Here is a 19668-nt window from a genome sequence, read left to right as displayed (position 1 = left end):
CTCTGCCCGGCTGCGCGTGGCGCTGGCTCGCCGTCACGGCGTAGGCCACAATCAGCCGACCACCGGGGGGAACCAGGATGTTCGATCTCCAACGAAAGCCGCTGACAGGAGCGCGCATGGCGTGGCCCCTATCGTTCCCCGCGCTGCTGCTGGTCGGCCTGGTGATCGCCGCGCCCGCATCGGCGGCCAGGCCTGTGAACGCACTACGGTATGGCGACATCGCCCCGGCCGATTCCTTCCGTGCCGCCTACGCCCCCGACGCCATCGCGGCCGCGCGCACGCCGCTCGACCCGGCCAAGGTGCCCGCCAGCCTTCGTGGCCTGGTGCCGCTGGCCGAACACTGGGGCATCGGCGACGACGTCCTCCGCGAGATGCTGCAGGAGGCGGAAAGCCCGGCGAAGAAGAGGGCGCTGGCCGATGCGGTCAACCCGCACAATGCGGCGATCACGGCCTGGTTGGACAGTTGGCCGCAGGGCGAGCCAATGAGCGACGAGGCGGCCGCCTTCATGTACATGCAGCAGGGCCTGGACGAGATGGGGCTGTTCCAGGCGCGCTGATCCTCCTCTCTCTACCGGATGAACCCCTGCGATGACCCCGCTTGCCCTGCTGCTCGCCCTTGCCGGCGCTACTACACCTGCCGCCCCCGCCATCGATCCCGCCACGCGTGCCGCGATCGAAGCCACCTGCCTGGACTACGTGGACGGCCAGCTCGAGGGCGACCCGGCCCGCGTGGCGCGTTCGCTGCACCCGGACCTGGCCAAGCGCGCGATCCTCGGCGACACCCCGGATGAGCGCCTCGGCCTGCGCCGGATGTCGAAGGAAGAGCTGGTGGAACTCACCCGGCAGGGCGCGTTGAAAACCCCGAAGGACCAGTGGAACCGCAGCTGCACGCTGCTCGACGTTACCGGCAACGCCGCCTCGGTGCGGTTGGAAACGCCGTGGTTCGTGGACTACTTCCACATGGGCCGGTTCGGGGAGCGCTGGGTCATCGTCAATGCGCTGTGGTACAGCAAGCCGAAAGCGGCGGCGAAGTGACGACCACGCACAGCGACAGTGAGGCGGGATATCGATTCGGGCCGCAAGAGGTCGATGCCGTGCTGCGTGCACGGCCGGAGAAGCGCTACGCCTATTTCGTCAATCGCGTGGCCGACTGGGAAGAAGTATGGGGATTGCGCAACGCCGATGGCTGGGTGATGTCGGCCACCGATGCGGGCCAGCAGGTGGCACCGTTCTGGCCGTTCCGCGCCTTCGCCGAACGTGCGGCGGTGGGCAGTTGGTCGAACACGTGGCCGGGAAGGATCGCGCTGCACGCCTTCCTGGAGCGCTGGCTGCCCGGCCTTGCCGGTGACGGTCGGCGGGTCTGTGTGCTGCCTGACGAACACGGCCAGGGCGCGACCGTCGCGCCTGCCACGCTGAAGGCCGATATCGAAGAAGAGCGGGAAAAAATTGAATAGCACAGACAAGGACGCCACATGACCGATACAACCGCACAACGACAGGCGCAGGCACTAGCTGCCATCCAGCAGGCCGTGGGCACCGAAGCCGGGGAAGACGGCGTGGATCTGTTCGCCGATCACCACCGCGACGAGCTGCCGGCCAGCTATTGGCAGCAGCACTTGGGCAACGATGCCCCGACATCGGCGGCCATCATTGGCCTGCTGGAATTCAAGTCGGCCTGGGGTGAAAACGAGATCGAGTACTTCGATTTCACCCTGCCCGGCGACGTCACGAACTACGTGGTGTCGGTGCACTTCGATGAGGCCGGCGAGATTGACGCGATCGGGATGGAAAGCTGATGGGCCTGTTCTCGCGCCTGTTCCGCGGCCCCGAGTTCATCGAGCACCCTCAACTGGGCCGGCTTGAACTGCTGACCGGTTCCAATGACAGCCACCATTGGATCCAGGCGCCCGAAGAGGAGGAGGACGGGGTCGTACTGGCCAGTTTCCATGTCATCGGCAAGGCGCCCCCCAGTGAGGCGCAGATTGCGTTCCTGCGCCGGCTCATCGACGAGCCAACGTGGATACTGGACGACGTGCAGGCGGTGATCGGTCCGGCCTATGCGCAATACTTCGGAGAACCCTTGCCCCGTGCGTGGCCGCTGGTGATGCAGTTGTGCTCGGTGAGCGTGCCGCTGGACGCCGACCCCGGCAACCCATGGGACATCCAGCTGGTATCGGAACAGGGGCCGATCTTCACCGTGGCGTTCTGCAATGGGGTCGCCGAGCTGGGCAGCATCGATTCCTGAGTGACGCTGCGTGCAGGCAACATCCTGGCGCAGCCAGCGATGGCTCACAGTCGCTTCGCCGCCACGCCATGCGTGTGGCAACCCAATGACGACGCGCCAGGGAAGCGGGAGTGGGAACAGCGGGCAAGCCGCCCATCTCCGTTTCCCGTCTGCCGGCGGGGTGAGCATCGTCAGGGTCAGGGCGGCGGCGGGGTGTCGCTGGGCAGCTTCGGCCTGCGGTCCTCACCCATCCCCGGAGATGATCCGCGCACTGCGCTGGTAGCTCCAAGGCTACCGCCCAGCCTCGTACCGGCGTGGCCAGGTGGCATCTGGCCAATGCGTCGTTGACTGTCTGGATCACCCGGCACTGGACGGTCCAGCAGATCGTCGATGCTGCCGGTGTCAGTGTGCCGTGCCAGACACGATCAACGCGGTCTGACAGGTCCGGCTGAACCATTGAAAGATCCTGCACCGGACCCCTACCGCGCGCGCCACGGTAACGCTAAGCTTGGCCGGCCCCCGAGGGGCACACCAGGAGAAAGGGACAAGGACATGCCCGCCATGGGCACGTGATCACCGCCGTGACACCCGGACCCGCGCGACCCACGCGCCGCGGTCCACCCTGCCGTACCCACCCACCTTTTTTGATACGTCGTGCTGCCGGCTTGCTGCGGGCGGTGCGCGCGTACACGACCGCCAGCGCAGTCCAGTTGCCGGCGGCTCACCCATCACCACAGGAAACCGCGTCCCATGTCCTTGAGCATCCACGACATACATGCCCAGCTGACCCAGCGCTACGCCGACGACGACGGCGTGCGCGTGGAACTGATCGAAGGCCTGACCCCGGCGGTCATGGTGGAGCTGGAAGAGTACGGCGACCTGGACATCATCGTGGCCAGTTCGGGCGAGCAGATCGTGGTGTCCACCATTCTGGTGCCGGCCAGCCAGGTCAAGGACGTGGCCGGGCTCAATGCCGCCTGCATGCGCCTGAACCCGATCAACCCGCTGTCCAACCTGGGTATCACCACCGACGCCAACGGCGTTGAGAACTACGTGGTGTTCGGCGAACTGTCGACCCGCTCGGGCATCGACGCGATCGACGAAGAGATCCAGGCGCTGGCCGCCAACACCATCGACGCAGTCGAAGCACTGCGCCCTTACTTCGACTGAGGCCTGACCCGATGAGCATTTTTGGAAAGCTGGTGACCCTGTTCCGCGGCACCGCACACGAGGCCGGCGAGAAGATCGTCGACGCCAAGGCCCTGACCATCCTGGACCAGGAGATCCGCGACGCCGCCACCCAACTGGACCGGTCCAAGGTCGACCTGGCCAGGTTGATGGGCCAGTCCAAGCTGAGCGAGAACGAGATCGGCGCGCGCGACCGCAAGATCGCCGAGTACAGCCGCTACATCGAAGGCGCGCTGGCCAAGGGCGATGAAGCGCTGGCCCTGCAGGTGGCGGAAAAGATGGCACCGCTGGAGACCGAACAGAATGCTGCCCGCGAGTCCAAGGGGCACCTGGACCAGAGCATCGCCACCCTGCGCGCTACCGTGTCCAAGACCGAGTCGCGCCTGAAGCAGATGCGCGCCCAGGTCGACCAGGTCAAGGCCACCGACACCGTGCAGCGTGCCCAGGCGGCCATTGCCGCGCGCCACTCCGGCACCAACAGCAAGATGTCTTCGGCGCTGGGCTCGCTGGAACGGATCAAGGCCCGCCAAGCCCAGCAGGGCGCGCAGATGCTGGCGGCCGAAGAGCTGGAAACCGATGCCGGCGATGGCGACCTCAACCGCAAGCTGGCCGCCGCCGGACTGCTGGAGGATTCGTCCAGTGCCGCGGCGGTGCTGGCCCGTTTCAAGCAGCCCAGGCAGCTGCCGCAGCAGAGCGCCGGCCTGCTGCCGGGCACCGTGCCGGTCGCCGATGGCGATGTGCTGGTCGGGGTGATCACCCCGCGCGACAGCCACAACTGAACCACGGAGGCAGGCCATGTTCCTGATCCAGCGGCTGGCCAGTTCGTTCCGCCTGCACATCCGCCGGGTCAGCTGGCCGGTGCTGCTGGCGGTGCTGCTGCTGCACATGCTGGCCAGCTGGTGCCTGCTGGCCCTGGCCGGCGAGGAAAAGCTCAGCGACTGGCATGCCTTCCTGTATTTCTACGTCACCACCGCCACCACCATCGGCTACGGCGATCTGTCGCCCGGCTCTACCGCTGGGCGCTACATCACCGCACTGCTGGTGATGCCGCTGGCGGTGGCCACCTTCGCCGCAACGCTGGCCAAGCTGAGCGGCGCGTTGCTGGCATTCTGGAAGAGGCACCACATGGGAAAGATGGCCTACGACATGGCCGGCCACAGCGTGCTGGTGGGCTGGCGCGGCGCGGAGTCCGCGCGCCTGGTCGAACTGCTGCTCACCGATACCACCACCGATGACGAAGGCATCGTGATCGTCGCCGCTGGTCTGGCCGAACACCCGTACCCGAACAACGGGCTGGTGCGGTACATCGATGTGCCCAGCTATGCCGATCCCGGCGTGTACGGGCGTGCCTCGCTGGCCACGGCGGGCCGGGTGCTGGTGTATTGCCCCAACGATGACCAGGCCATCGCCGCCACCATGGCGGTAGGCTCGTTGTCGCTGGTGTGCCCGGTGGTGGCCTACTTCGAATCCGCGCCGCCGGCGCGGCTGGTGCTGACCCACTACCCGGCCATTGAAGTGACCCGGCCGCTCACCGCCGACATCATGGCCCGTGCCGCACAGGATCCGGGTACCTCTGCACTGACCATGGACATGCTGTGCGCGGGCGACGTGGGCATGACCCAGTTCAGCGTGACCGTACCCGACGGCGCACCGTCGGACTATGCCGCCCTGATCGACGCATTCCGCTCCCAGCGCGCCAATCTGCTTGGCTACTGCCCCAAGGGCGGCAGCCCGACGCTCAATCCCCCCGAGTCGACCCGCGTACAGCCCGGCGACATCCTTTATTACCTGCGCAATACGCGCCTGGATGCCGCGCGTGTACTGAGCGCGGCGGCCCAGCATCGGGCAACCGCGACCGCATGAGCCTGTTCAACAAACTGTTCGGCAGCCCCGCGCCGCCGCCGGCGCCCGCCAGCGCCTTCCGCTTTCCGTTGCCGCTGGGCGTGCGCATCGGTGCCCACATCACCTTCGACCGCACCATGTACCAGGTGGCGCCCGGCGCGATGCTGGGCGAACTGCCCGAGGGGTACCAGGGCATCCCCTGCATCGGCCAGATCGATCTGGGTGACGGCACGGTCCAGCACCGCTGCTACGTCGATGATGATGCCTACCTGATGGTGCAGACCGTGGGCGGTGATGTGGACGGGCTGATGGCGTTCTGTTTCGCCGAGACCGTCAACCCGCCGAACAAGCACGCCTTCCAGGCCTTCATCCTGGAACATGCCCACCTGGGCGCGGCGGAGATCGACTACGCCGGCAAGCGCTGGCAGCGGCAGATCAATACGACGGCCGCCGCGCGGATTCCGCCGATGGTGTTCGACGAAACGCTTTACCGCTACACGCCTGCACGCCAGGACGGCGACCTGACCCACTACGCCATGATGTACCAGCGGCACGTGCCTGAACTGGCGCGCGATGAATTCCTGCTCATCACTGCCGAAGACAGCGGTCCCACCGAGTTCTGCATCACCTATGCGGTGGGCGTGGACCTGGGCACTGAAGATTTCCAGATCACCTGATACGCCTGTCGCGGCCATCGCCGCACCTCACCCCTACCCAACCCGCAAGGACACGCTCGCATGCAGTACGTCATCAATGGACACTCTTTCCTCGCCTTCTGCGCCTTCGCCGGCGTTGGCCTGCTGATTCTGCTGCTGGCCATCACCGTGGTCACGCTGGTGACCCCGCACAAGGAAATCACCCTGATCCGCGCCGGCAACAAGGCCGCGGGCGTTGGCATGGCCGGCGCGATGATCGGTCTGGCGCTGCCGCTCAATGCGGTGATCAGCAATTCGGTATCGCTGCTGGACGCGGCCATCTGGGGTGGCATCGCGGCCGTCATGCAGCTGGTGGCCTTCGGCATCTCCCGCGCGATCATCACCCGTCGCGGTCCGGACCAGATCGATGCCGGCAACGAAGCGGCCGGCTGGTTCTCCGCGGGCGTGGCCATTGCGGTGGGCCTGGTCAATTCCGCCGCGATGGTCCCGTAAGGAGACGCCAATGAAGAAGCGTTCCTCCAATCTGCGCCTGACCCTGATGGTGGCCGCCGCCCCGGCGGTGTTGCTGCTCAGCGGCTGCGAAGAGCCGGCCAACACGGGCCTGGTCCTGCAGACAGAATCGCAGTGTGACTACCAGACCGACGTGCCCAAGGACGAGTGCCACGCCGCTTACCAGAAGGCCCTGGCCGACCACCAGCGCGTTGCCCCGCAGTTCGCCGACCGCGCCCAGTGCAACGACCAGTTCGGCGGCTGCACCGAAGTGCGCAGCGCGGACGGCACGTCCAGCTGGGTACCACCGATGACCGGGTTCCTGCTCGGCTACGCGGCCAGCAGCCTGGTCTCCGGTGCGTCGCGCACGGACTGCCAACGCTATCCCGACGCACAGGGCTGCCGCAGCGGCAGCAGCAGTGGCAGTGGGGGCGGCGTGTACCGCAGGGTGGGGGGCAGTTCGCCGCTGTACCGCGATTACCGCAGCGGTGAATACCGCCGCCCGAATGGCGAGGCCACCACCGATCGCGCCGGCCGCGTGTACGGCGATGCGGGCAATACCAACGTGCCGGCGCGGGCGGTGAGCGTGTCGCGCTCGGGCTTTGGCTCGTCGTCGGCTGCGCGCAGCAGCTTCAGCAGTTCGCGCAGCAACTACAGCGGCGGCCGCAGCTACGGCGGTTGAGCGATGCTTCTCCGCGCCCCTGCACGTGCCGGGGCGCGTCCCTTCCGCTGTCCGCAGGGCTGCACGCCGTGAAACGAATCCTGATTGACGAGCGCCCCGACTGGCGCGACCAGGCCGAAGGCCTGGGCTTCCATTTCCACACCATCGACGGCGAGCGCTACTGGGACGAAACGGCGTACTACCAATTCTCGCTCGCGCAGATTGAAGAGGACATCGAAGCGCCCACCGAGGCACTGCACGACATGGCGCTGGAACTGGTGTCCGAGGTGGTTGAATCGGAGGCCCTGCTGACCCGGCTCAACATCGCGCCGCAGTACTGGGACTGGATCGCCACGTCCTGGCGCCAGCGCGATCCGCACCTGTATGCGCGCATGGACCTGAGCTATGCGGGCACCGGCCCGGCCAAGCTGCTGGAGCTGCAGTACGACACCCCCACATCGCTGTACGAAGGCGCCTATTTCCAATGGCTGTGGCTGGAAGACCAGATCCGGGCCGGGCAGTTGCCGGGCCATGCGGACCAGTACAACAGCATCCAGGAGAAGCTGCTTGAAGCGCTGGCCACGCTGGCCCAGCACCGTCTGATCGGGTCGGCCCTGCATGTCTCGGCGGTGCGCGACTCCGAGGAAGACCGCGCCACCGTGCGCTACCTGCGCGACTGCGCGCATCAGGTGGGCATCACCACGCGTGAGGTGGTGATCGAAGACATCGGGGTATCGGGCGAGGGCTGGTTCACCGACGACGAGGACAACGTGATCCAGACGCTGTTCAAGCTCTATCCCCTCGAATTCATGATGGAAGAGCGCTTCGGACCGGCGCTGACCACGCGGCGCATGCAGCTCATCGAACCGGCCTGGAAGGCGGTGCTCAGCAACAAGGGCGTGCTGGCCCTGCTATGGGAGCGCCATGCCGGGCATCCGAACCTGCTGCCCGCACATTTCGCCGACGCCGGCGCTGTCCCGGCAGCGGGTTGGGTCCGCAAGCCGCTGCTGTCGCGTGAGGGCGCCAACATCCGTATTGCGCTGCCCGACGGCACCACGCTGGAAACCGACGGTCCCTACGACGATGGTCCGGCGATCATGCAGGCCTACCACCCGTTGCCGTGCTTCGAGGGCAATTACCCGCTGGTCGGTTCCTGGGTGATCGGCGATACCGCCGCCGGGATCGGCATCCGCGAAGATGCCACGCTGATCACGCAGAACACCTCGCGCTTCGTCCCGCACGCCATCCTCTGAGCACGCCGCGACCTAACGCGGCGGCAGCACGAACACCAGCAGCACGCACACCACCAAGATGCCCACCAGGACCCAGCGCAACCCCTCCGCTGACAGCACGCCGAACAGGCGCAGTTCACGGGCAGCGAAGTGGTGCCCGCAGTTCGGACACCGCACCTGCATCTGCACGTGGCGCGGGGTGATCGCGTTGAAGAACATCGGCACACCGCTGCGCACCAATGCCTTTCGGCTGTCGAACACGGCCGCGCAACGCGGACAGGTTTCGCGGTTGCTCATGGCGAGGGCGGCGGCGGAGTGTCGCTGGGCAGCTTCGGCCTGCGGTCCTCGCGATCATCCCCGAAGATGATCCGCGCGCTGCGCTGGTAGCTCCAGTACGCCACCGCCCAGTTGAGCAGCACCACGATGCGGTTGCGGAAGCCGATCAGGAAGAACACGTGCGCGGCCAGCCAGAACCACCAGGCCAGCACGCCGGACAACTGCAGCCTGCCCAGGTGCACGATGGCCGCCATGCGCCCGATCGTGGCCAAGTTGCCGAAGTCCTGGTACTTGAACGGGCCCGGCGCCGGTGTGTTGTCCAGCCGTGCGCGGATGATCGCCGCCACGTGCTTGCCCATCTGCTTGGCGGCCGGGGCAACGCCGGGCACCGGCCGGCCGTCGGCCTGGCTGAGCGCGGCCAGGTCGCCGGCGACGAAAATCTCCGGGTGGCCCTCGATGGTCAAGTCGGGCTGGACAGGCACGCGGCCGGCGCGGTCCAGTGGCACCGCCAGCGTGCGTGCCAGCGGCGAGGCGGCCACGCCGGCGGCCCACACCACGGTGCGCGCCGGCACGAACTGGTCGCCCAGCTGGAAGCCGTCGCCATTGATGTCGCTCACCGGCGTACCGGTCAGCACTTCCACGCCCAGCTTTTCGAGCTGGCGGCGCGCCTTCAGCGACAGTACCTCGGGGAAGGTCGACAGCACCCGCGGGCCGGCTTCCACCAGGCGCACCTTGGCGCTGGCCGGGTCGATGTGGCGGAATTCGTTGCGCAGGGTATGCCGGGCGATCTCGGCCAGGGTGCCGGCCAGTTCCACGCCGGTGGGGCCGCCGCCGACCACCGCAAAGCTGAGCCAGGCCGCCTTGCGGGCCGGATCGGGCTCGGCCTCGGCGCGCTCGAAGGCCAGCAGCAGCTTGCGGCGCAGCGCGATGGCATCGTCCAGGGTCTTCAGCCCGGGCGCATCGGCGGCCCATTCGTCGTGGCCGAAGTAGGCGTGGGTGGCGCCGGTGCACAGCATCAGCGTGTCGTAGCCCAGGTGGCTGCCATCGGCCAGGGTGATCTGCCGGGTCTGCTTGTCGATCGAGGTCACTTCGCCCAGGCGCACTTCCACGTTGCGCTGGTCGCCCAGGATGTGGCGCAGCGGCGCGGCGATATCCGGCGCGGACAACCCGGCAGTGGCCACCTGGTACAGCAGCGGCTGGAACAGATGGTGGTTGCGACGGTCTACCAGGGTGATGCGCACGCGCGCGCTGGCCAATGCCCGGGTGGCCCAGAGGCCGGCGAAGCCTCCACCGATGATCACCAGGTGGGGCAGGGTATCGCGGGTCATGCAAGGACTCCTTGGCGGGGGCCGGCCGTCCGGCCCATGGGTTCATGGTCGACGCGGCATATCGTCGCACGTGAAGCACGATGTTCACGCCGATGACAGATACTGGGTTCAGGGGCCGTCGCGCTGGCAGGCGGCCGTGGTCGCATCGCTCTGGAGGCTGACATGACCGAACCGGAAAAGCGCATCGCCCTGCTGATCGATGCCGACAACGCGCCGTCGTCGAAGATCGACGTGGTGCTGGCCGAGGTGGCGCGCTATGGCGTGGCCAACGTGCGCCGCGCCTACGGCAACTGGAAGAGCCCCGCGCTGAAAGGCTGGGAATCGGTGCTGCATGCCTATGCGATCCGCCCGATCCAGCAGTTCGCCTACAGCCGGGGCAAGAACGCCTCGGACATGGCCATGGTGATCGATGGCATGGACCTGCTGTACGCACGCAACCTGGACGGGTTTGCGATCGTATCCAGCGATGCCGACTTCACCCCGCTGGTGATGCGCCTGCTTACCGACGGGGTCAAGGTGTACGGATTCGGCGAGAAGAAAACCCCCGAGCCCTTCGTCAATGCCTGCTCCAAGTTCACCTACCTGGAAGCGCTGGGACAGGACCTGGCGGCAGACCCGGAGGTCGAGCACGGCAACGAGGAAACCCGGCCGCGCAAGAGTGGCCCCGAGCTGCGCAGCGACACCCGCCTGGTGCAGATGCTGCGCAGCGCGGTGGCCTCGGCCGAAGCCGACGATGGCTGGTCGCACCTGGGCCCGGTGGGCAGCCAGATCGGCAACCAGGCCTCGTTCGATTCGCGCAACTACGGCTACGGCAAGCTCAGCGAACTGCTGGCCGCCACCGGCTTGTTCGAGATGAAGAAAGACGGCAAATCCACCTACGTGCGCGCGCTGCCAAAGAAGGGCGCAGCCAAGGCGGCCAAGTAAGGCAGGGCGGGGTGCCGGTCAGCGGATGGCCTGCACCACCGACAGCGTGCGCGCATCGGACTGCTGGTAGCCGTCGATGAAACCGCGGCCAAAATCCTGCAGCGTGCCGAACGACATCAGCACCAGCGCGGCGGCCAGCATCAGGTTGCGATGATGACGGCGGTAGCCTACGACCAGCAGCACGATACCCAGGCACAACAGACTGATTTCGAGGATCTGCGCAAACATTGCATTTCGTCCATGAGGTGACGGCCAGGCCGCCGACCGGCGTATCGTAGCGCCACCGCGCGGCGCTGTGGCGCCGCTTCTGTCCGAACCGGGAAACCAACCATGCTGAAGATCTGGGGCCGCCACAATTCGAGCAACGTGCGCAAAGTCCTCTGGTGTGCCGAGGAAATCGCCGTGCCCTACGAGTCGATCCAGGTCGGCGGTGCGTTTGGCGGCACGCAGTCGCCGGAATACCGGGCGATGAACCCCAACGGCCTGGTGCCGTTGATCGAAGACCACGGCCTGCCGCTGTGGGAATCCAACACCATCGTGCGTTACCTGGCCGCGCGTTACGCGCTGGGCACGCTGTACCCCGAAGACGTGGTGGCACGCGCGCAGTCGGAGAAATGGATGGACTGGACCACCTCCGCGTTTTCGGGCGTGTTCCGCGACCTGTTCTGGGGCACCCTGCGCACCGCGCCGGCCGACCGCGATGAAGCGCGTATCGCCACCGCGCTGGTGCGCTCGGGCGAGCTGCTGGCCATGGTCGACGATACGTTGTCGCGGCAGCCGTGGTTGTCCGGCGACGACTTCGCCATGGGCGATATCCCGCTGGGCGCCTTCATCTATGCCTGGTTCGAAATGCCGATCCAGCGCCCGCAGTTGCCGCACCTGGCGGCCTGGTACGAGTGCCTCAAGCAGCGGCCGGCCTACCAGCGCGGCGTCATGACCGCGCTGACCTGAGATGCCGTGCGGACCGTGGGTCCGCACACCGCCCTAGTACAGGTCCGTCGGATCCACATCCAGCGACCAGCGCACCTTGCGTGCCTGCGGCAGCGCGTGGATCTGCGGGGTGATCAGGTCCAGCACGCCGTGCAGCGGCCGGCGGGCCGGCGCGGACAGCAACAACTGCGTGCGCTGGTACCCGGCGCGACGCGGCATCGGTGCCGGCATCGGGCCGTAACGCTCCACCGCGGCATCGTCGGGAATCAGCCCGCGCACCGCGCTCAGCATCGCGTTGGCATGCTCCACCTGCTGCGACTCGGCGCGCAGCAGCGCCAGGTGCGCGAACGGTGGAAAGCCCGCCGCTTCGCGCTGCTGCAACTCCGCGTCGGCAAAGGCGTGATAACCGCCATTGACCAGCGTCTCCAGCAGCGGGTGCCCGGGGTGGTGGGTCTGCAGCCATACCTCGCCCGGATCGGTGGCGCGCCCCGCGCGCCCGGCCACCTGGATCAACTGCTGGGCCAGCTTCTCGCTGGCGCGGAAATCGGCCGAGAACAGGCCCTCATCGATACCCACCACCACCACCAGCGTCAGCTTCGGCAGGTCGTGGCCCTTGGCCAGGATCTGCGTGCCGACCAGGATCCCGGCCCGGTCGCCCAGCGCCGCCAGTTGGGTTTCCAGCGCATCGCGACGGCTGGTGGTGCCGCGGTCGATGCGGATCACCGGGTAGTCGGCGAAGGCGTCGACCAGGTGTTCTTCAAGGCGCTCGGTGCCGATGCCCTGCGGCTGAAGTGCCAGGCTGCCGCAATCGGGGCAGGCCAACGGCGCGGACTGGCGTGCGCCGCAATGGTGGCACTGCAGGCGGCGGCCGCCGGCGTGCACGGTCATCGGCGCGTCGCAGCGCTGGCACGGCGCGGTCCAGCCGCAGTCGTGGCACAGCAGCACCGGCGCATAGCCGCGGCGGTTCTTGAACACCAGCACCTGGTGGCCGGCCTGCAGGTGCTCGGCAATGCCCTGCAGCACTTCCGGCGACAGCCCATCGCGCAGCGGTCGCTTGCGCACGTCCAGCACCCGCACCCGCGGCGGGCGTGCATCGCCGGCGCGCACTTTCAGGCGCAGGTGGGTGTAACGGCCGGCCTGCGCGTTGTGCAGCGATTCCAGCGACGGCGTGGCACTGCCCAGCACCACCGGCACGTCCAGCGCCTTGGCCCGCACCAGCGCGAAGTCGCGCGCGTGGTAGCGGATGCCGTCCTGCTGCTTGTAGCTGCCGTCGTGTTCTTCATCCACCACGATCAGCCCGGCGTTGGGCAACGGGGTGAAGATCGCCGAGCGCGTGCCCACGATCACCTGCGCTTCGCCGCGCGATGCGGCAGCCCATACGCGTGCGCGCTCGTTATCGTTCAGGCCCGAATGCAGCACGTGCACCGGAATACCCAGGCGGGTACGGAAGCGCGACAACGTCTGCGGGGTCAGGCCGATTTCCGGCACCAGCACCAGCGCCTGCCGGCCGCGTGCCAGGCAGTCCACGATGGCCTGCAGGTACACCTCGGTCTTGCCGCTGCCGGTCACCCCGTCCAGCAGATAGGCGCCGAAGCCGCGGGCGCCGGTGATCGCCGCGATCGCGGCCGCCTGCTCGGGGTTGGGCGGTGGTCCGGCGCTGGCCTGCGCAACCGGCACCTGATGGTCCAGCGCGATCCGCTCGACCACGCCGCGCTTGGCCAGTGCACGGGCGGCGCTGCGCCAGTCGTCCATGCGCGCGTCCAGCACGTCTTCATCAACCACGCCCTCGGCCAGCAGCGCGCCCAACCGCTGCGGGCGGGTGCCGGCACGCAGGCGCGCGCGCTGCGCGTGGCCGTCGGCGGTCAGCTGCCAGCCCCAGCGGTGGGTGTCGGGTACCGCCTCGCCACGTCGCAGCGGCGCCGGCAGCGCGGTGCTGACCACCTCGCCCAGCGGGGCGTGGGTATAGCGCGCCAGCCACTGCAGCGAGGTCCACAGCTCGCCGCCCAGCAGCGGTTCGGCATCGATCCAGTCCAGCGCGGTGCGCAGCGTGCCGCCATCGGCCACCACGCCGATGCCCGCCACCACCCCGACCAGCTCGCGCGAGCCGAACGGTACCCGCACCCGGCGCCCGACCATGCCGGCATGCGGCGGCTCGCCCGGCGGCGGGGCGTAATCGAACCACTGGGGCAGGGGCAGCGGCAGCGCCACCTGCACGGTCGGCGCATTCAGCTGGGGCGTGGGGCCACCGGTCAGCGACAGGGTGGGGGCCGGATCGGAACTGGGCATCGCAGCAGTGTAGCGGCCCGTTCCCGCCCCGACAGCGACCATGAACACGCCTCCGGATCTCTCTGCGCGAACCTAAATAGCGGCTAAATATCTGTCCCGTCGAGAGATTCAGGCTTATCCACATCTTCTGTGGATAAGTCTGTGCGCCACTCTCGATCTCCGGGCCGTGCGTCAGGAAGTTCCGACCTCTCCCTCAACTTGGTCAAAAAATAGCCACACAACTATATCCATAAAATTCAACAAGATAGCTGTGAAACAAAGCTGAAACATGCATCGCACGGCTATCACACCCGGTTGCACCTGGGTTTTCCTTGATGCTGTGCACAACCTGCGCCCGTCACAGCAGCAATCTGGCTGCCCCGTCTTCACACGCTGCCTATATCGGCACGCCGGATCGGCCGCGCAATCGCTATCATTTCCGCAAATGATGGAGTTGCTATGACGGCTGCGACGGCCCCCCTTTCTTCAACCGCAGCCGGCGCGCTGTCGGCGTTCCTGCGCGGCGTTGAGCGCCGCGCCCTGGTGGTGGCCGAGCTGCAGTGCGGTGACCCGGCCGTGGCCGAACAGGCCCTGGTGGCCGTGATGCGGGCGTTCGCCGGTATCGCCAGCGATGTGCCGATGGCGCAATGGCCCGACCGATTCTGGATCCTGCTGGCCCACCGCACCCCCATCCGCATGCCGGCCGAGGGCGGGCGCTGGGCGGCCGGGCTTGGCCACCTGCAGGCCCTGCCGCCGCCGGCACGGCTGGCGCTGCTGCTGCGCATCGGCGGCGGGCTGGATGAAGCGGCCGCGGCCCAGATCCTCGACCTGCCCGTGGCCGACTACCAGCAGGCGCTGGCCGATGCCTGCCCGCGCGATGCGCACGGCCATCCCGATGCGGCCGGCTGGCGCGCACTGGCCGAAGAAGTGCAGCAGCGCCTGCGCGACCTGCCGCTGTCACGCCTGCAGAAGCTGCAGCAGCCGGTGGCGGCGCCGACCCCGGCGAGCCACGATGCCGCCTCCTGGCGTACCCCGCACAAGGCCGATGCCACGCCAGCCCGTGCCCGCCCGCGCCGTCAGGGCGGGCGCCGATTCCCGTGGAAGGGGCTGCTGATCGTGGCGGTCACTGCCGGGGTGCTGCTGGGTGGCGCGGCCTGGTGGAAACATGCGCGCACCACGACCGACCCGGCCGCCACCGCGCCCGCCGGCGCCGTGGCAGACGCCGGTCCGGTACAGGTGGAAGCCCTGCCGGCCGATGACGTGCCCGTGACTGCGCCGTCCGACCCGGCCCATGCCGCCACCGATGCAGCCATGCTGGCCGACCCGGACCTGCCCTTGGCGCGCGATGCCGACCTGTATGCCTGGTCGGCCGCCGGCGGGCCGGTGCCGGTGGATGAATCACAGCCGCAGCCCAGCCGCCCCGAAGCGGCGGCGGCCGGGCTGGAGACCAGCACCGATGAATAAGCTTCTCCTGCGCATGGCGCTGCTGCTGGCCATGCCCGCGTTGGCCAACGCCGCGTCGCAACCGCTGCCGTTGCCCGAACGCGACACAACGACGGCCGTCGCCACGCCCGCCACCGCGCCGGCCATTCCAGCCACCCGCGCCGCACTCGACCCGGCCCAACTGCAGGAACTGCGCCGCCGCTATGCCGCCTGGCAGGCACTGCCGGAACCGGAGCGGGCGCGCATCCGCGACGCCGCCCAGCGCATGGCCGCGCTGCCACCGGCCCAGCAGCAGGCGCTGCGTGCGCGTTTCGACGCGCAGGACCAGCGCTTCCGCGACGGTTGGCTGCTGGGACCGCAACTGGGCCAGGCCTTCCCCAAGCTGCAGGGCTTGTTCGGCTACCTGCCGGCCGAACAGCGCGAACCGGCGCTGGCCATCCTGCGCCAGCTCAGCCTGGACCAGCTGGCCCAGCTCAGTCTGGTGGCCCAGCGCACGCCGCCGCAGGAGCGCGACCAGGTCCGCAGCCAGTTCCTCGCGCTCGCCCCGGGTGCCCGCGACGCCTGGTTGAAGCAGAACGTCGGGCACTGAGCATGCCCCCGCCGCGCATCGCCGGGGGCGAGCGCGGCGGTAACGTCATGGTGTCGCAAACCGCACATTCACCCCCGGTCGTGGGTTTTGCCGTGCCACGCGCGTAAGATGACCGGCCGCAACCCGGTGCCTGTGCCCTCCGCGCGCTGCCGCAGTTGCCGTACGTGATCCCCATGTCCATCGCTTCTCCTACGCCGCGCCTTTCCCAGGAAGTGCGCGCCACCGGCCTGCTCGCGCTGCCGCTGGTGCTGGGCCATGTTTCCACCGGCCTGATCTCCTTCGTCGACAACGTCATCGCCGGCCACCACGGCACCCAGACGCTGGCTGCCGTCACCATCGGCACCGCGCTGCTGTGGCTGCCGATGCTGATCCCGATCGGCACCCTGATCTCGCTCACCGCCTCGGTGTCGCAGCTGCACGGCGCTGGGCGCGAGCGTGAGATCGGCCCGCTGTTCCGCCAGGCGCTGTGGCTGGCGCTCGGGCTGGGCCTGATCATGTTCACCTTCCTCACGGTGGTGCCGCCGCTGCTGCCGGCGTTCGGCATCGCCCCGGACATCGTGCCCGGCGCCACGGCGTTCCTGCACGCGGTGCGTTGGGGTGGTCCGGCGCTGACGCTGTATTTCTGCATGCGCTACCTCAGCGAGGGCATGCACTGGACGCTGCCGACCATGATCCTGGGCTTCGGTGGCCTGGTGATCCTGGCGCCGCTGGGCTACATCCTCTGCTACGGCAAGTTCGGCATGCCGGAAATGGGCGCCGAGGGGCTGGGCATCGCTTCGGCCACGATGATGTGGATCCAGGCGCTGTGCTTTGCCGGCTACCTGTGGAAAACCAAGCGGTTCGCGCACCTGCAGCTGTTCTCGCATTTCGAGTTGCCGCGCTGGGCCGCCATCTGGGACCTGCTGCGGACCGGCCTGCCGATCGGCATCACCGTGTTGATGGAAGGCGGGCTGTTCATCGTCACCGCGCTGCTGATCGGTCGCCTGGGCGCCACCGAAGCGGCCTCGCACCAGATCGCCATCAACGTGGCGCAGCTGTGCTTCATGATCCCGATGGGCGTGGCCGAAGCCACCACCGTGCGTGTGGGCCATGCGGTGGGCAGCGGCAACGGGTTGGGCGTGCGCCGCGCGGCGATTGCCGGGCTGGTGATCATCCTGGGCACCCAGACGCTGTCCGCACTGGTGCTGCTGTTCGGCCATGACGCCATCGTCGGGGTGTACACCGCCGACATGGGCGTGGCCGCGCTGGCCTCCACGCTGCTGCTGTACGCCGCGGCGTTCCAGTTCCCCGATGGCGTGCAGGTGCTCTCGGCCGGCGCGTTGCGCGGGCTCAAGGACACCCGCGTGCCGATGTTCATCGCCATGTTCTCTTACTGGGGGCTGGGCATGCCGCTCGGCGCCGGTCTGGGCCTTGGCCTGGGCATGGGCCCGCAGGGCATGTGGCTGGGCCTGATCCTGGGCCTGACCGCCGCCGCCATCCTGATGGCCTGGCGCCTGCGCGTCAGCAGCCGCCGGGTAGGCCTGGCGTTGCCGCCCGCCGCCTGACGGCCCCCTTACTTGTGTCCGATGCCGGCCTGCCCGGCACCGGCTATGCTGGCATTACGGCAAGAAGCCAACTGGAGTTTTCCCCATGAACCAACCCGCGCGTCGCAATCCCGTCGCCAGCTTCTTCATCGGGCTGTGGGATGTGATGAACTTTACCCGCAGGCTGATCCTCAACCTGGTCTTCTTCGGCCTGCTGTTGTTGATCCTGATCCTGTTCGTCGTGGCGATGGGCAAGGGGGCCAGCGCCGGCAATGCGCTGCAGGACCGCACCACGCTGGTGATCGCGCCGGAAGGCCGGCTGGTCGAGCAGTTCAGCGCCGACCCGGTCAGCCGCGCGCTGTCCAAGGCGATCGGTGACAACAGCGCCGAGGAAGTGCAGCTGCGCGACATGATCCGCGCGCTGGATGCGGCCCGCACCGACAAGAAGATCGAACGCGTGGTGCTGGAGCTGGACAAGCTGCAGCCCAGCGGCTTTGCCTCGATGCGCGAAGTGGCCGCCGCGCTGCAGGAACTGCGCGCCGCCGGCAAGCAGGTCGTGGCCTTCAGCGAGAACATGAGCCAGTCGCAGTACCTGCTGGCCGCACAGGCCGACGAGGTCTACCTGGACCCGATGGGCGGCGTCGTGCTGGAAGGCCTTGGCCGTTACCGCCAGTACTTCCGCACCGGCCTGCAGGACAAGCTGGGCGTGGACGTGCATCTGTTCAAGGTGGGCGAATACAAGTCCGCCGCCGAGCCGTACGTGCTCGACGCCGCCTCGCCGCAGGCCAAGGAAGCCGACCTGTTCTGGATGAACGATGTGTGGCAGCGCTACCTGGCCGACATCGCCAAGGCACGCAAGCTGGACGCCGCGCAGCTGGCCGCCGGCATCGACACCATGCCCGAAGGAATCGCCGCCGCCGGGGGTGACCTGGCCAAGTTCGCCCTGCAGCAGAAGCTGGTGGACGGGCTGAAGACGCGCGAGGAAGTCGAAGACCTGCTGACCGACCGCGGCGTTGCCGACGAAGACGCCGACGGCGGCTTCCGCAGCGTGAACCTTGATGCCTACCTGTCCGCGCTGGACAGCCGCCGTTCGCCGGTGGATTCGCGTCCGCAGGTGGCGGTGATCGTGGCCGCCGGTGAAATCGCCGGTGGGGACCTGCCGGCCGGTCGCGTCGGTGGCGTGTCGACCTCGGCCCTGCTGCGCGAAGCCCGCGACGACAAGGACGTGAAGGCGGTGGTGCTGCGCGTGGATTCGCCCGGCGGTGAAGTGTTCGCCTCCGAGCAGATCCGTCGCGAAGTGGTGGCGCTGAAGGCGGCCGGCAAGCCGGTGGTGGTGTCGATGGGCGATCTGGCCGCCTCCGGTGGGTACTGGATCAGCATGAACGCCGATCGCATCTACGCCGATCCGTCGACCATCACCGGGTCGATCGGCATCTTCGGCATGATCCCGAACGTGGCCCGTTCGCTGGACAAGATCGGCGTGCACACCGATGGCGTGGGCACCACCCGCTTCGCCGGTGCGTTCGACATGACCCGTCCGATGGACCCGGCCGTGGGCCAGGTGATCCAGTCGGTGATCAACAAGGGCTACGCCGATTTCACCGGCAAGGTTGCCGACGCACGCAACAAGCCGGTCGAGGCGGTCGATGAAGTCGCCCGCGGTCGCGTGTGGAGCGGTGCGCAGGCCAAGGAACGCGGTCTGGTCGACGAATTCGGTGGGCTGAAGGCTGCCGTTGCCGATGCGGCCAAGCGCGCCAAGCTGGGCGAGGTGGACAAGGTCCGCGTGCGCTACATCGAGAAGGGCGCCACGCCGTTCGCGCAGTTCATGAGCGGCTTTGCCGGCAGCCACGCGGGTGCGTGGATGCTGGGCGAGTCGGGCATGGCGCGGTTGATGCTGGCCCGTTCGATGCCGGAGCTGGATACGCAGTTGCGCTTCGTTGAAGACGCGGCCCGCGATCCGCGCGGCAGCGCACCGGTCAAGGCCCTGGCGTATTGCTTCTGCGGCTTTTGATGCGGTAACGCGCAGGCCATGAAAAAACCCGGCGAACGCCGGGTTTTTTTTGGTTCCGAACCGGGGGTGCGCGCAGCCACCCATGGG

General features: G+C 68.1%; 22 protein-coding genes. 18 read left to right on the top strand and 4 right to left on the bottom strand.

What is annotated here, in order from left to right; all coding sequences use genetic code 11:
* Positions 1-116: 116 nt before the first annotated feature.
* The 12 genes from ABIA71_RS08820 (at position 117) to ABIA71_RS08765 (ending at position 8313) form a co-directional block, all read left to right on the top strand.
* Positions 117-557 carry a hypothetical protein gene (locus ABIA71_RS08820; RefSeq protein ID WP_354284837.1) on the top strand — a complete coding sequence of 147 codons (441 nt, stop codon included), beginning with the start codon at positions 117-119 and terminating at the stop codon, positions 555-557.
* Between the two features lie 31 nt (positions 558-588).
* On the top strand, positions 589-1035 hold the full coding sequence (locus ABIA71_RS08815) for a nuclear transport factor 2 family protein (RefSeq protein ID WP_354284835.1): 447 nt from the start codon (positions 589-591) through the stop codon (positions 1033-1035).
* Positions 1036-1094: 59 nt separating this feature from the next.
* Positions 1095-1454, top strand: coding sequence for a DUF2750 domain-containing protein (locus tag ABIA71_RS08810; RefSeq protein WP_354284833.1), 360 nt, complete (start codon positions 1095-1097; stop codon positions 1452-1454).
* 18 nt (positions 1455-1472) lie between these two features.
* Positions 1473-1796, top strand: coding sequence for a DUF2004 domain-containing protein (locus tag ABIA71_RS08805; RefSeq protein ID WP_354284831.1), 324 nt, complete (start codon positions 1473-1475; stop codon positions 1794-1796).
* On the top strand, positions 1796-2245 hold the full coding sequence (locus ABIA71_RS08800; protein WP_354284829.1) for a hypothetical protein: 450 nt from the start codon (positions 1796-1798) through the stop codon (positions 2243-2245). The genes ABIA71_RS08805 and ABIA71_RS08800 overlap by 1 nt, the downstream gene beginning before the upstream one ends.
* A 729-nt stretch (positions 2246-2974) precedes the next feature.
* Positions 2975-3394: a DUF2170 family protein gene (locus ABIA71_RS08795; RefSeq protein ID WP_128097548.1), complete on the top strand. Its 420-nt coding sequence runs from the start codon at positions 2975-2977 to the stop codon at positions 3392-3394.
* A gap of 11 nt (positions 3395-3405) precedes the next feature.
* Positions 3406-4191 carry a PspA/IM30 family protein gene (locus ABIA71_RS08790; protein ID WP_128097549.1) on the top strand — a complete coding sequence of 262 codons (786 nt, stop codon included), beginning with the start codon at positions 3406-3408 and terminating at the stop codon, positions 4189-4191.
* A gap of 16 nt (positions 4192-4207) precedes the next feature.
* The gene (locus ABIA71_RS08785) at positions 4208-5275 is read left to right on the top strand and encodes a potassium channel family protein (protein ID WP_128097550.1); all 1068 of its coding nucleotides are present in this window, start codon (positions 4208-4210) and stop codon (positions 5273-5275) included.
* Positions 5272-5931, top strand: a complete 660-nt coding sequence (locus ABIA71_RS08780) for a DUF2491 family protein (RefSeq protein WP_354284826.1) — start codon at positions 5272-5274, stop codon at positions 5929-5931. Before ABIA71_RS08785 ends, ABIA71_RS08780 begins: the two co-directional genes overlap by 4 nt.
* A gap of 60 nt (positions 5932-5991) precedes the next feature.
* Positions 5992-6402 (top strand): DUF350 domain-containing protein, encoded by a 411-nt coding sequence (locus ABIA71_RS08775; RefSeq protein WP_128097552.1) that lies wholly within the window; start codon positions 5992-5994, stop codon positions 6400-6402.
* A gap of 10 nt (positions 6403-6412) precedes the next feature.
* Positions 6413-7081, top strand: coding sequence for a DUF1190 domain-containing protein (locus ABIA71_RS08770; RefSeq protein WP_354284824.1), 669 nt, complete (start codon positions 6413-6415; stop codon positions 7079-7081).
* A gap of 68 nt (positions 7082-7149) precedes the next feature.
* Positions 7150-8313, top strand: a complete 1164-nt coding sequence (locus ABIA71_RS08765; RefSeq protein ID WP_354284822.1) for a glutathionylspermidine synthase family protein — start codon at positions 7150-7152, stop codon at positions 8311-8313.
* Positions 8314-8325: 12 nt separating this feature from the next.
* On the opposite strand, the gene ABIA71_RS08760 is transcribed toward ABIA71_RS08765, so the two are convergent.
* Together ABIA71_RS08760 and ABIA71_RS08755 are read right to left on the bottom strand one after the other, a co-directional pair.
* Positions 8326-8589 (bottom strand): hypothetical protein, encoded by a 264-nt coding sequence (locus ABIA71_RS08760; protein ID WP_354284820.1) that lies wholly within the window; start codon positions 8587-8589, stop codon positions 8326-8328.
* Complete coding sequence (locus tag ABIA71_RS08755; protein ID WP_354284818.1) at positions 8586-9896, bottom strand: NAD(P)/FAD-dependent oxidoreductase; 1311 nt, start codon at positions 9894-9896, stop codon at positions 8586-8588. Before ABIA71_RS08755 ends, ABIA71_RS08760 begins: the two co-directional genes overlap by 4 nt.
* A gap of 162 nt (positions 9897-10058) precedes the next feature.
* On the opposite strand from ABIA71_RS08755, the gene ABIA71_RS08750 reads away from it, so the two are divergent.
* Positions 10059-10820: an NYN domain-containing protein gene (locus ABIA71_RS08750; RefSeq protein WP_038685954.1), complete on the top strand. Its 762-nt coding sequence runs from the start codon at positions 10059-10061 to the stop codon at positions 10818-10820.
* An 18-nt stretch (positions 10821-10838) separates the two neighbouring features.
* On the opposite strand, the gene ABIA71_RS08745 is transcribed toward ABIA71_RS08750, so the two are convergent.
* Positions 10839-11048 (bottom strand): hypothetical protein, encoded by a 210-nt coding sequence (locus ABIA71_RS08745; RefSeq protein ID WP_354284816.1) that lies wholly within the window; start codon positions 11046-11048, stop codon positions 10839-10841.
* A gap of 102 nt (positions 11049-11150) precedes the next feature.
* On the opposite strand from ABIA71_RS08745, the gene ABIA71_RS08740 reads away from it, so the two are divergent.
* The gene (locus ABIA71_RS08740; protein WP_354284814.1) at positions 11151-11771 is read left to right on the top strand and encodes a glutathione S-transferase family protein; all 621 of its coding nucleotides are present in this window, start codon (positions 11151-11153) and stop codon (positions 11769-11771) included.
* 33 nt (positions 11772-11804) lie between these two features.
* On the opposite strand, the gene ABIA71_RS08735 is transcribed toward ABIA71_RS08740, so the two are convergent.
* Complete coding sequence (locus ABIA71_RS08735) at positions 11805-13979, bottom strand: primosomal protein N' (protein WP_502961224.1); 2175 nt, start codon at positions 13977-13979, stop codon at positions 11805-11807.
* 495 nt (positions 13980-14474) lie between these two features.
* On the opposite strand from ABIA71_RS08735, the gene ABIA71_RS08730 reads away from it, so the two are divergent.
* The 4 genes from ABIA71_RS08730 to sppA all read left to right on the top strand — a co-directional run bounded on the left by ABIA71_RS08730 (position 14475) and on the right by sppA (position 19581).
* On the top strand, positions 14475-15479 hold the full coding sequence (locus tag ABIA71_RS08730) for a hypothetical protein (protein WP_354284810.1): 1005 nt from the start codon (positions 14475-14477) through the stop codon (positions 15477-15479).
* Positions 15472-16047: a DUF3106 domain-containing protein gene (locus ABIA71_RS08725; protein ID WP_354284808.1), complete on the top strand. Its 576-nt coding sequence runs from the start codon at positions 15472-15474 to the stop codon at positions 16045-16047. Before ABIA71_RS08730 ends, ABIA71_RS08725 begins: the two co-directional genes overlap by 8 nt.
* A gap of 173 nt (positions 16048-16220) precedes the next feature.
* The gene (locus ABIA71_RS08720; RefSeq protein WP_354284806.1) at positions 16221-17591 is read left to right on the top strand and encodes an MATE family efflux transporter; all 1371 of its coding nucleotides are present in this window, start codon (positions 16221-16223) and stop codon (positions 17589-17591) included.
* Positions 17592-17676: 85 nt separating this feature from the next.
* The gene (gene sppA, locus ABIA71_RS08715; RefSeq protein WP_354284804.1) at positions 17677-19581 is read left to right on the top strand and encodes a signal peptide peptidase SppA; all 1905 of its coding nucleotides are present in this window, start codon (positions 17677-17679) and stop codon (positions 19579-19581) included.
* Positions 19582-19668: the final 87 nt, after the last annotated feature.

Origin of the sequence: Stenotrophomonas sp. 2619 (assembly GCF_040548725.1) — a bacterium.
GTDB classification, from domain to species: Bacteria; Pseudomonadota; Gammaproteobacteria; order Xanthomonadales; family Xanthomonadaceae; genus Stenotrophomonas; species Stenotrophomonas maltophilia_AP.
The sequence above is the reverse complement of the archived record's forward strand: the minus strand, read 5'-3'. Positions and strand labels throughout refer to the sequence as shown.

What these genes read in the sequence shown, in the direction of transcription:
- ABIA71_RS08820 (WP_354284837.1), top strand. Translation starts at nt 117, where the DNA reads ATGGCGTGGCCCCTATCGTTCCCCGCGCTGCTGCTGGTCGGCCTGGTG.
- ABIA71_RS08815 (WP_354284835.1), top strand. Translation starts at nt 589, where the DNA reads ATGACCCCGCTTGCCCTGCTGCTCGCCCTTGCCGGCGCTACTACACCT.
- ABIA71_RS08805 (WP_354284831.1), top strand. Translation starts at nt 1,473, where the DNA reads ATGACCGATACAACCGCACAACGACAGGCGCAGGCACTAGCTGCCATC.
- ABIA71_RS08800 (WP_354284829.1), top strand. Translation starts at nt 1,796, where the DNA reads ATGGGCCTGTTCTCGCGCCTGTTCCGCGGCCCCGAGTTCATCGAGCAC.
- ABIA71_RS08795 (WP_128097548.1), top strand. Translation starts at nt 2,975, where the DNA reads ATGTCCTTGAGCATCCACGACATACATGCCCAGCTGACCCAGCGCTAC.
- ABIA71_RS08790 (WP_128097549.1), top strand. Translation starts at nt 3,406, where the DNA reads ATGAGCATTTTTGGAAAGCTGGTGACCCTGTTCCGCGGCACCGCACAC.
- ABIA71_RS08785 (WP_128097550.1), top strand. Translation starts at nt 4,208, where the DNA reads ATGTTCCTGATCCAGCGGCTGGCCAGTTCGTTCCGCCTGCACATCCGC.
- ABIA71_RS08780 (WP_354284826.1), top strand. Translation starts at nt 5,272, where the DNA reads ATGAGCCTGTTCAACAAACTGTTCGGCAGCCCCGCGCCGCCGCCGGCG.
- ABIA71_RS08775 (WP_128097552.1), top strand. Translation starts at nt 5,992, where the DNA reads ATGCAGTACGTCATCAATGGACACTCTTTCCTCGCCTTCTGCGCCTTC.
- ABIA71_RS08770 (WP_354284824.1), top strand. Translation starts at nt 6,413, where the DNA reads ATGAAGAAGCGTTCCTCCAATCTGCGCCTGACCCTGATGGTGGCCGCC.
- ABIA71_RS08760 (WP_354284820.1), bottom strand. Translation starts at nt 8,589, where the DNA reads ATGAGCAACCGCGAAACCTGTCCGCGTTGCGCGGCCGTGTTCGACAGC.
- ABIA71_RS08755 (WP_354284818.1), bottom strand. Translation starts at nt 9,896, where the DNA reads ATGACCCGCGATACCCTGCCCCACCTGGTGATCATCGGTGGAGGCTTC.
- ABIA71_RS08750 (WP_038685954.1), top strand. Translation starts at nt 10,059, where the DNA reads ATGACCGAACCGGAAAAGCGCATCGCCCTGCTGATCGATGCCGACAAC.
- ABIA71_RS08745 (WP_354284816.1), bottom strand. Translation starts at nt 11,048, where the DNA reads ATGTTTGCGCAGATCCTCGAAATCAGTCTGTTGTGCCTGGGTATCGTG.
- ABIA71_RS08740 (WP_354284814.1), top strand. Translation starts at nt 11,151, where the DNA reads ATGCTGAAGATCTGGGGCCGCCACAATTCGAGCAACGTGCGCAAAGTC.
- ABIA71_RS08730 (WP_354284810.1), top strand. Translation starts at nt 14,475, where the DNA reads ATGACGGCTGCGACGGCCCCCCTTTCTTCAACCGCAGCCGGCGCGCTG.
- ABIA71_RS08725 (WP_354284808.1), top strand. Translation starts at nt 15,472, where the DNA reads ATGAATAAGCTTCTCCTGCGCATGGCGCTGCTGCTGGCCATGCCCGCG.
- ABIA71_RS08720 (WP_354284806.1), top strand. Translation starts at nt 16,221, where the DNA reads ATGTCCATCGCTTCTCCTACGCCGCGCCTTTCCCAGGAAGTGCGCGCC.
- sppA (WP_354284804.1), top strand. Translation starts at nt 17,677, where the DNA reads ATGAACCAACCCGCGCGTCGCAATCCCGTCGCCAGCTTCTTCATCGGG.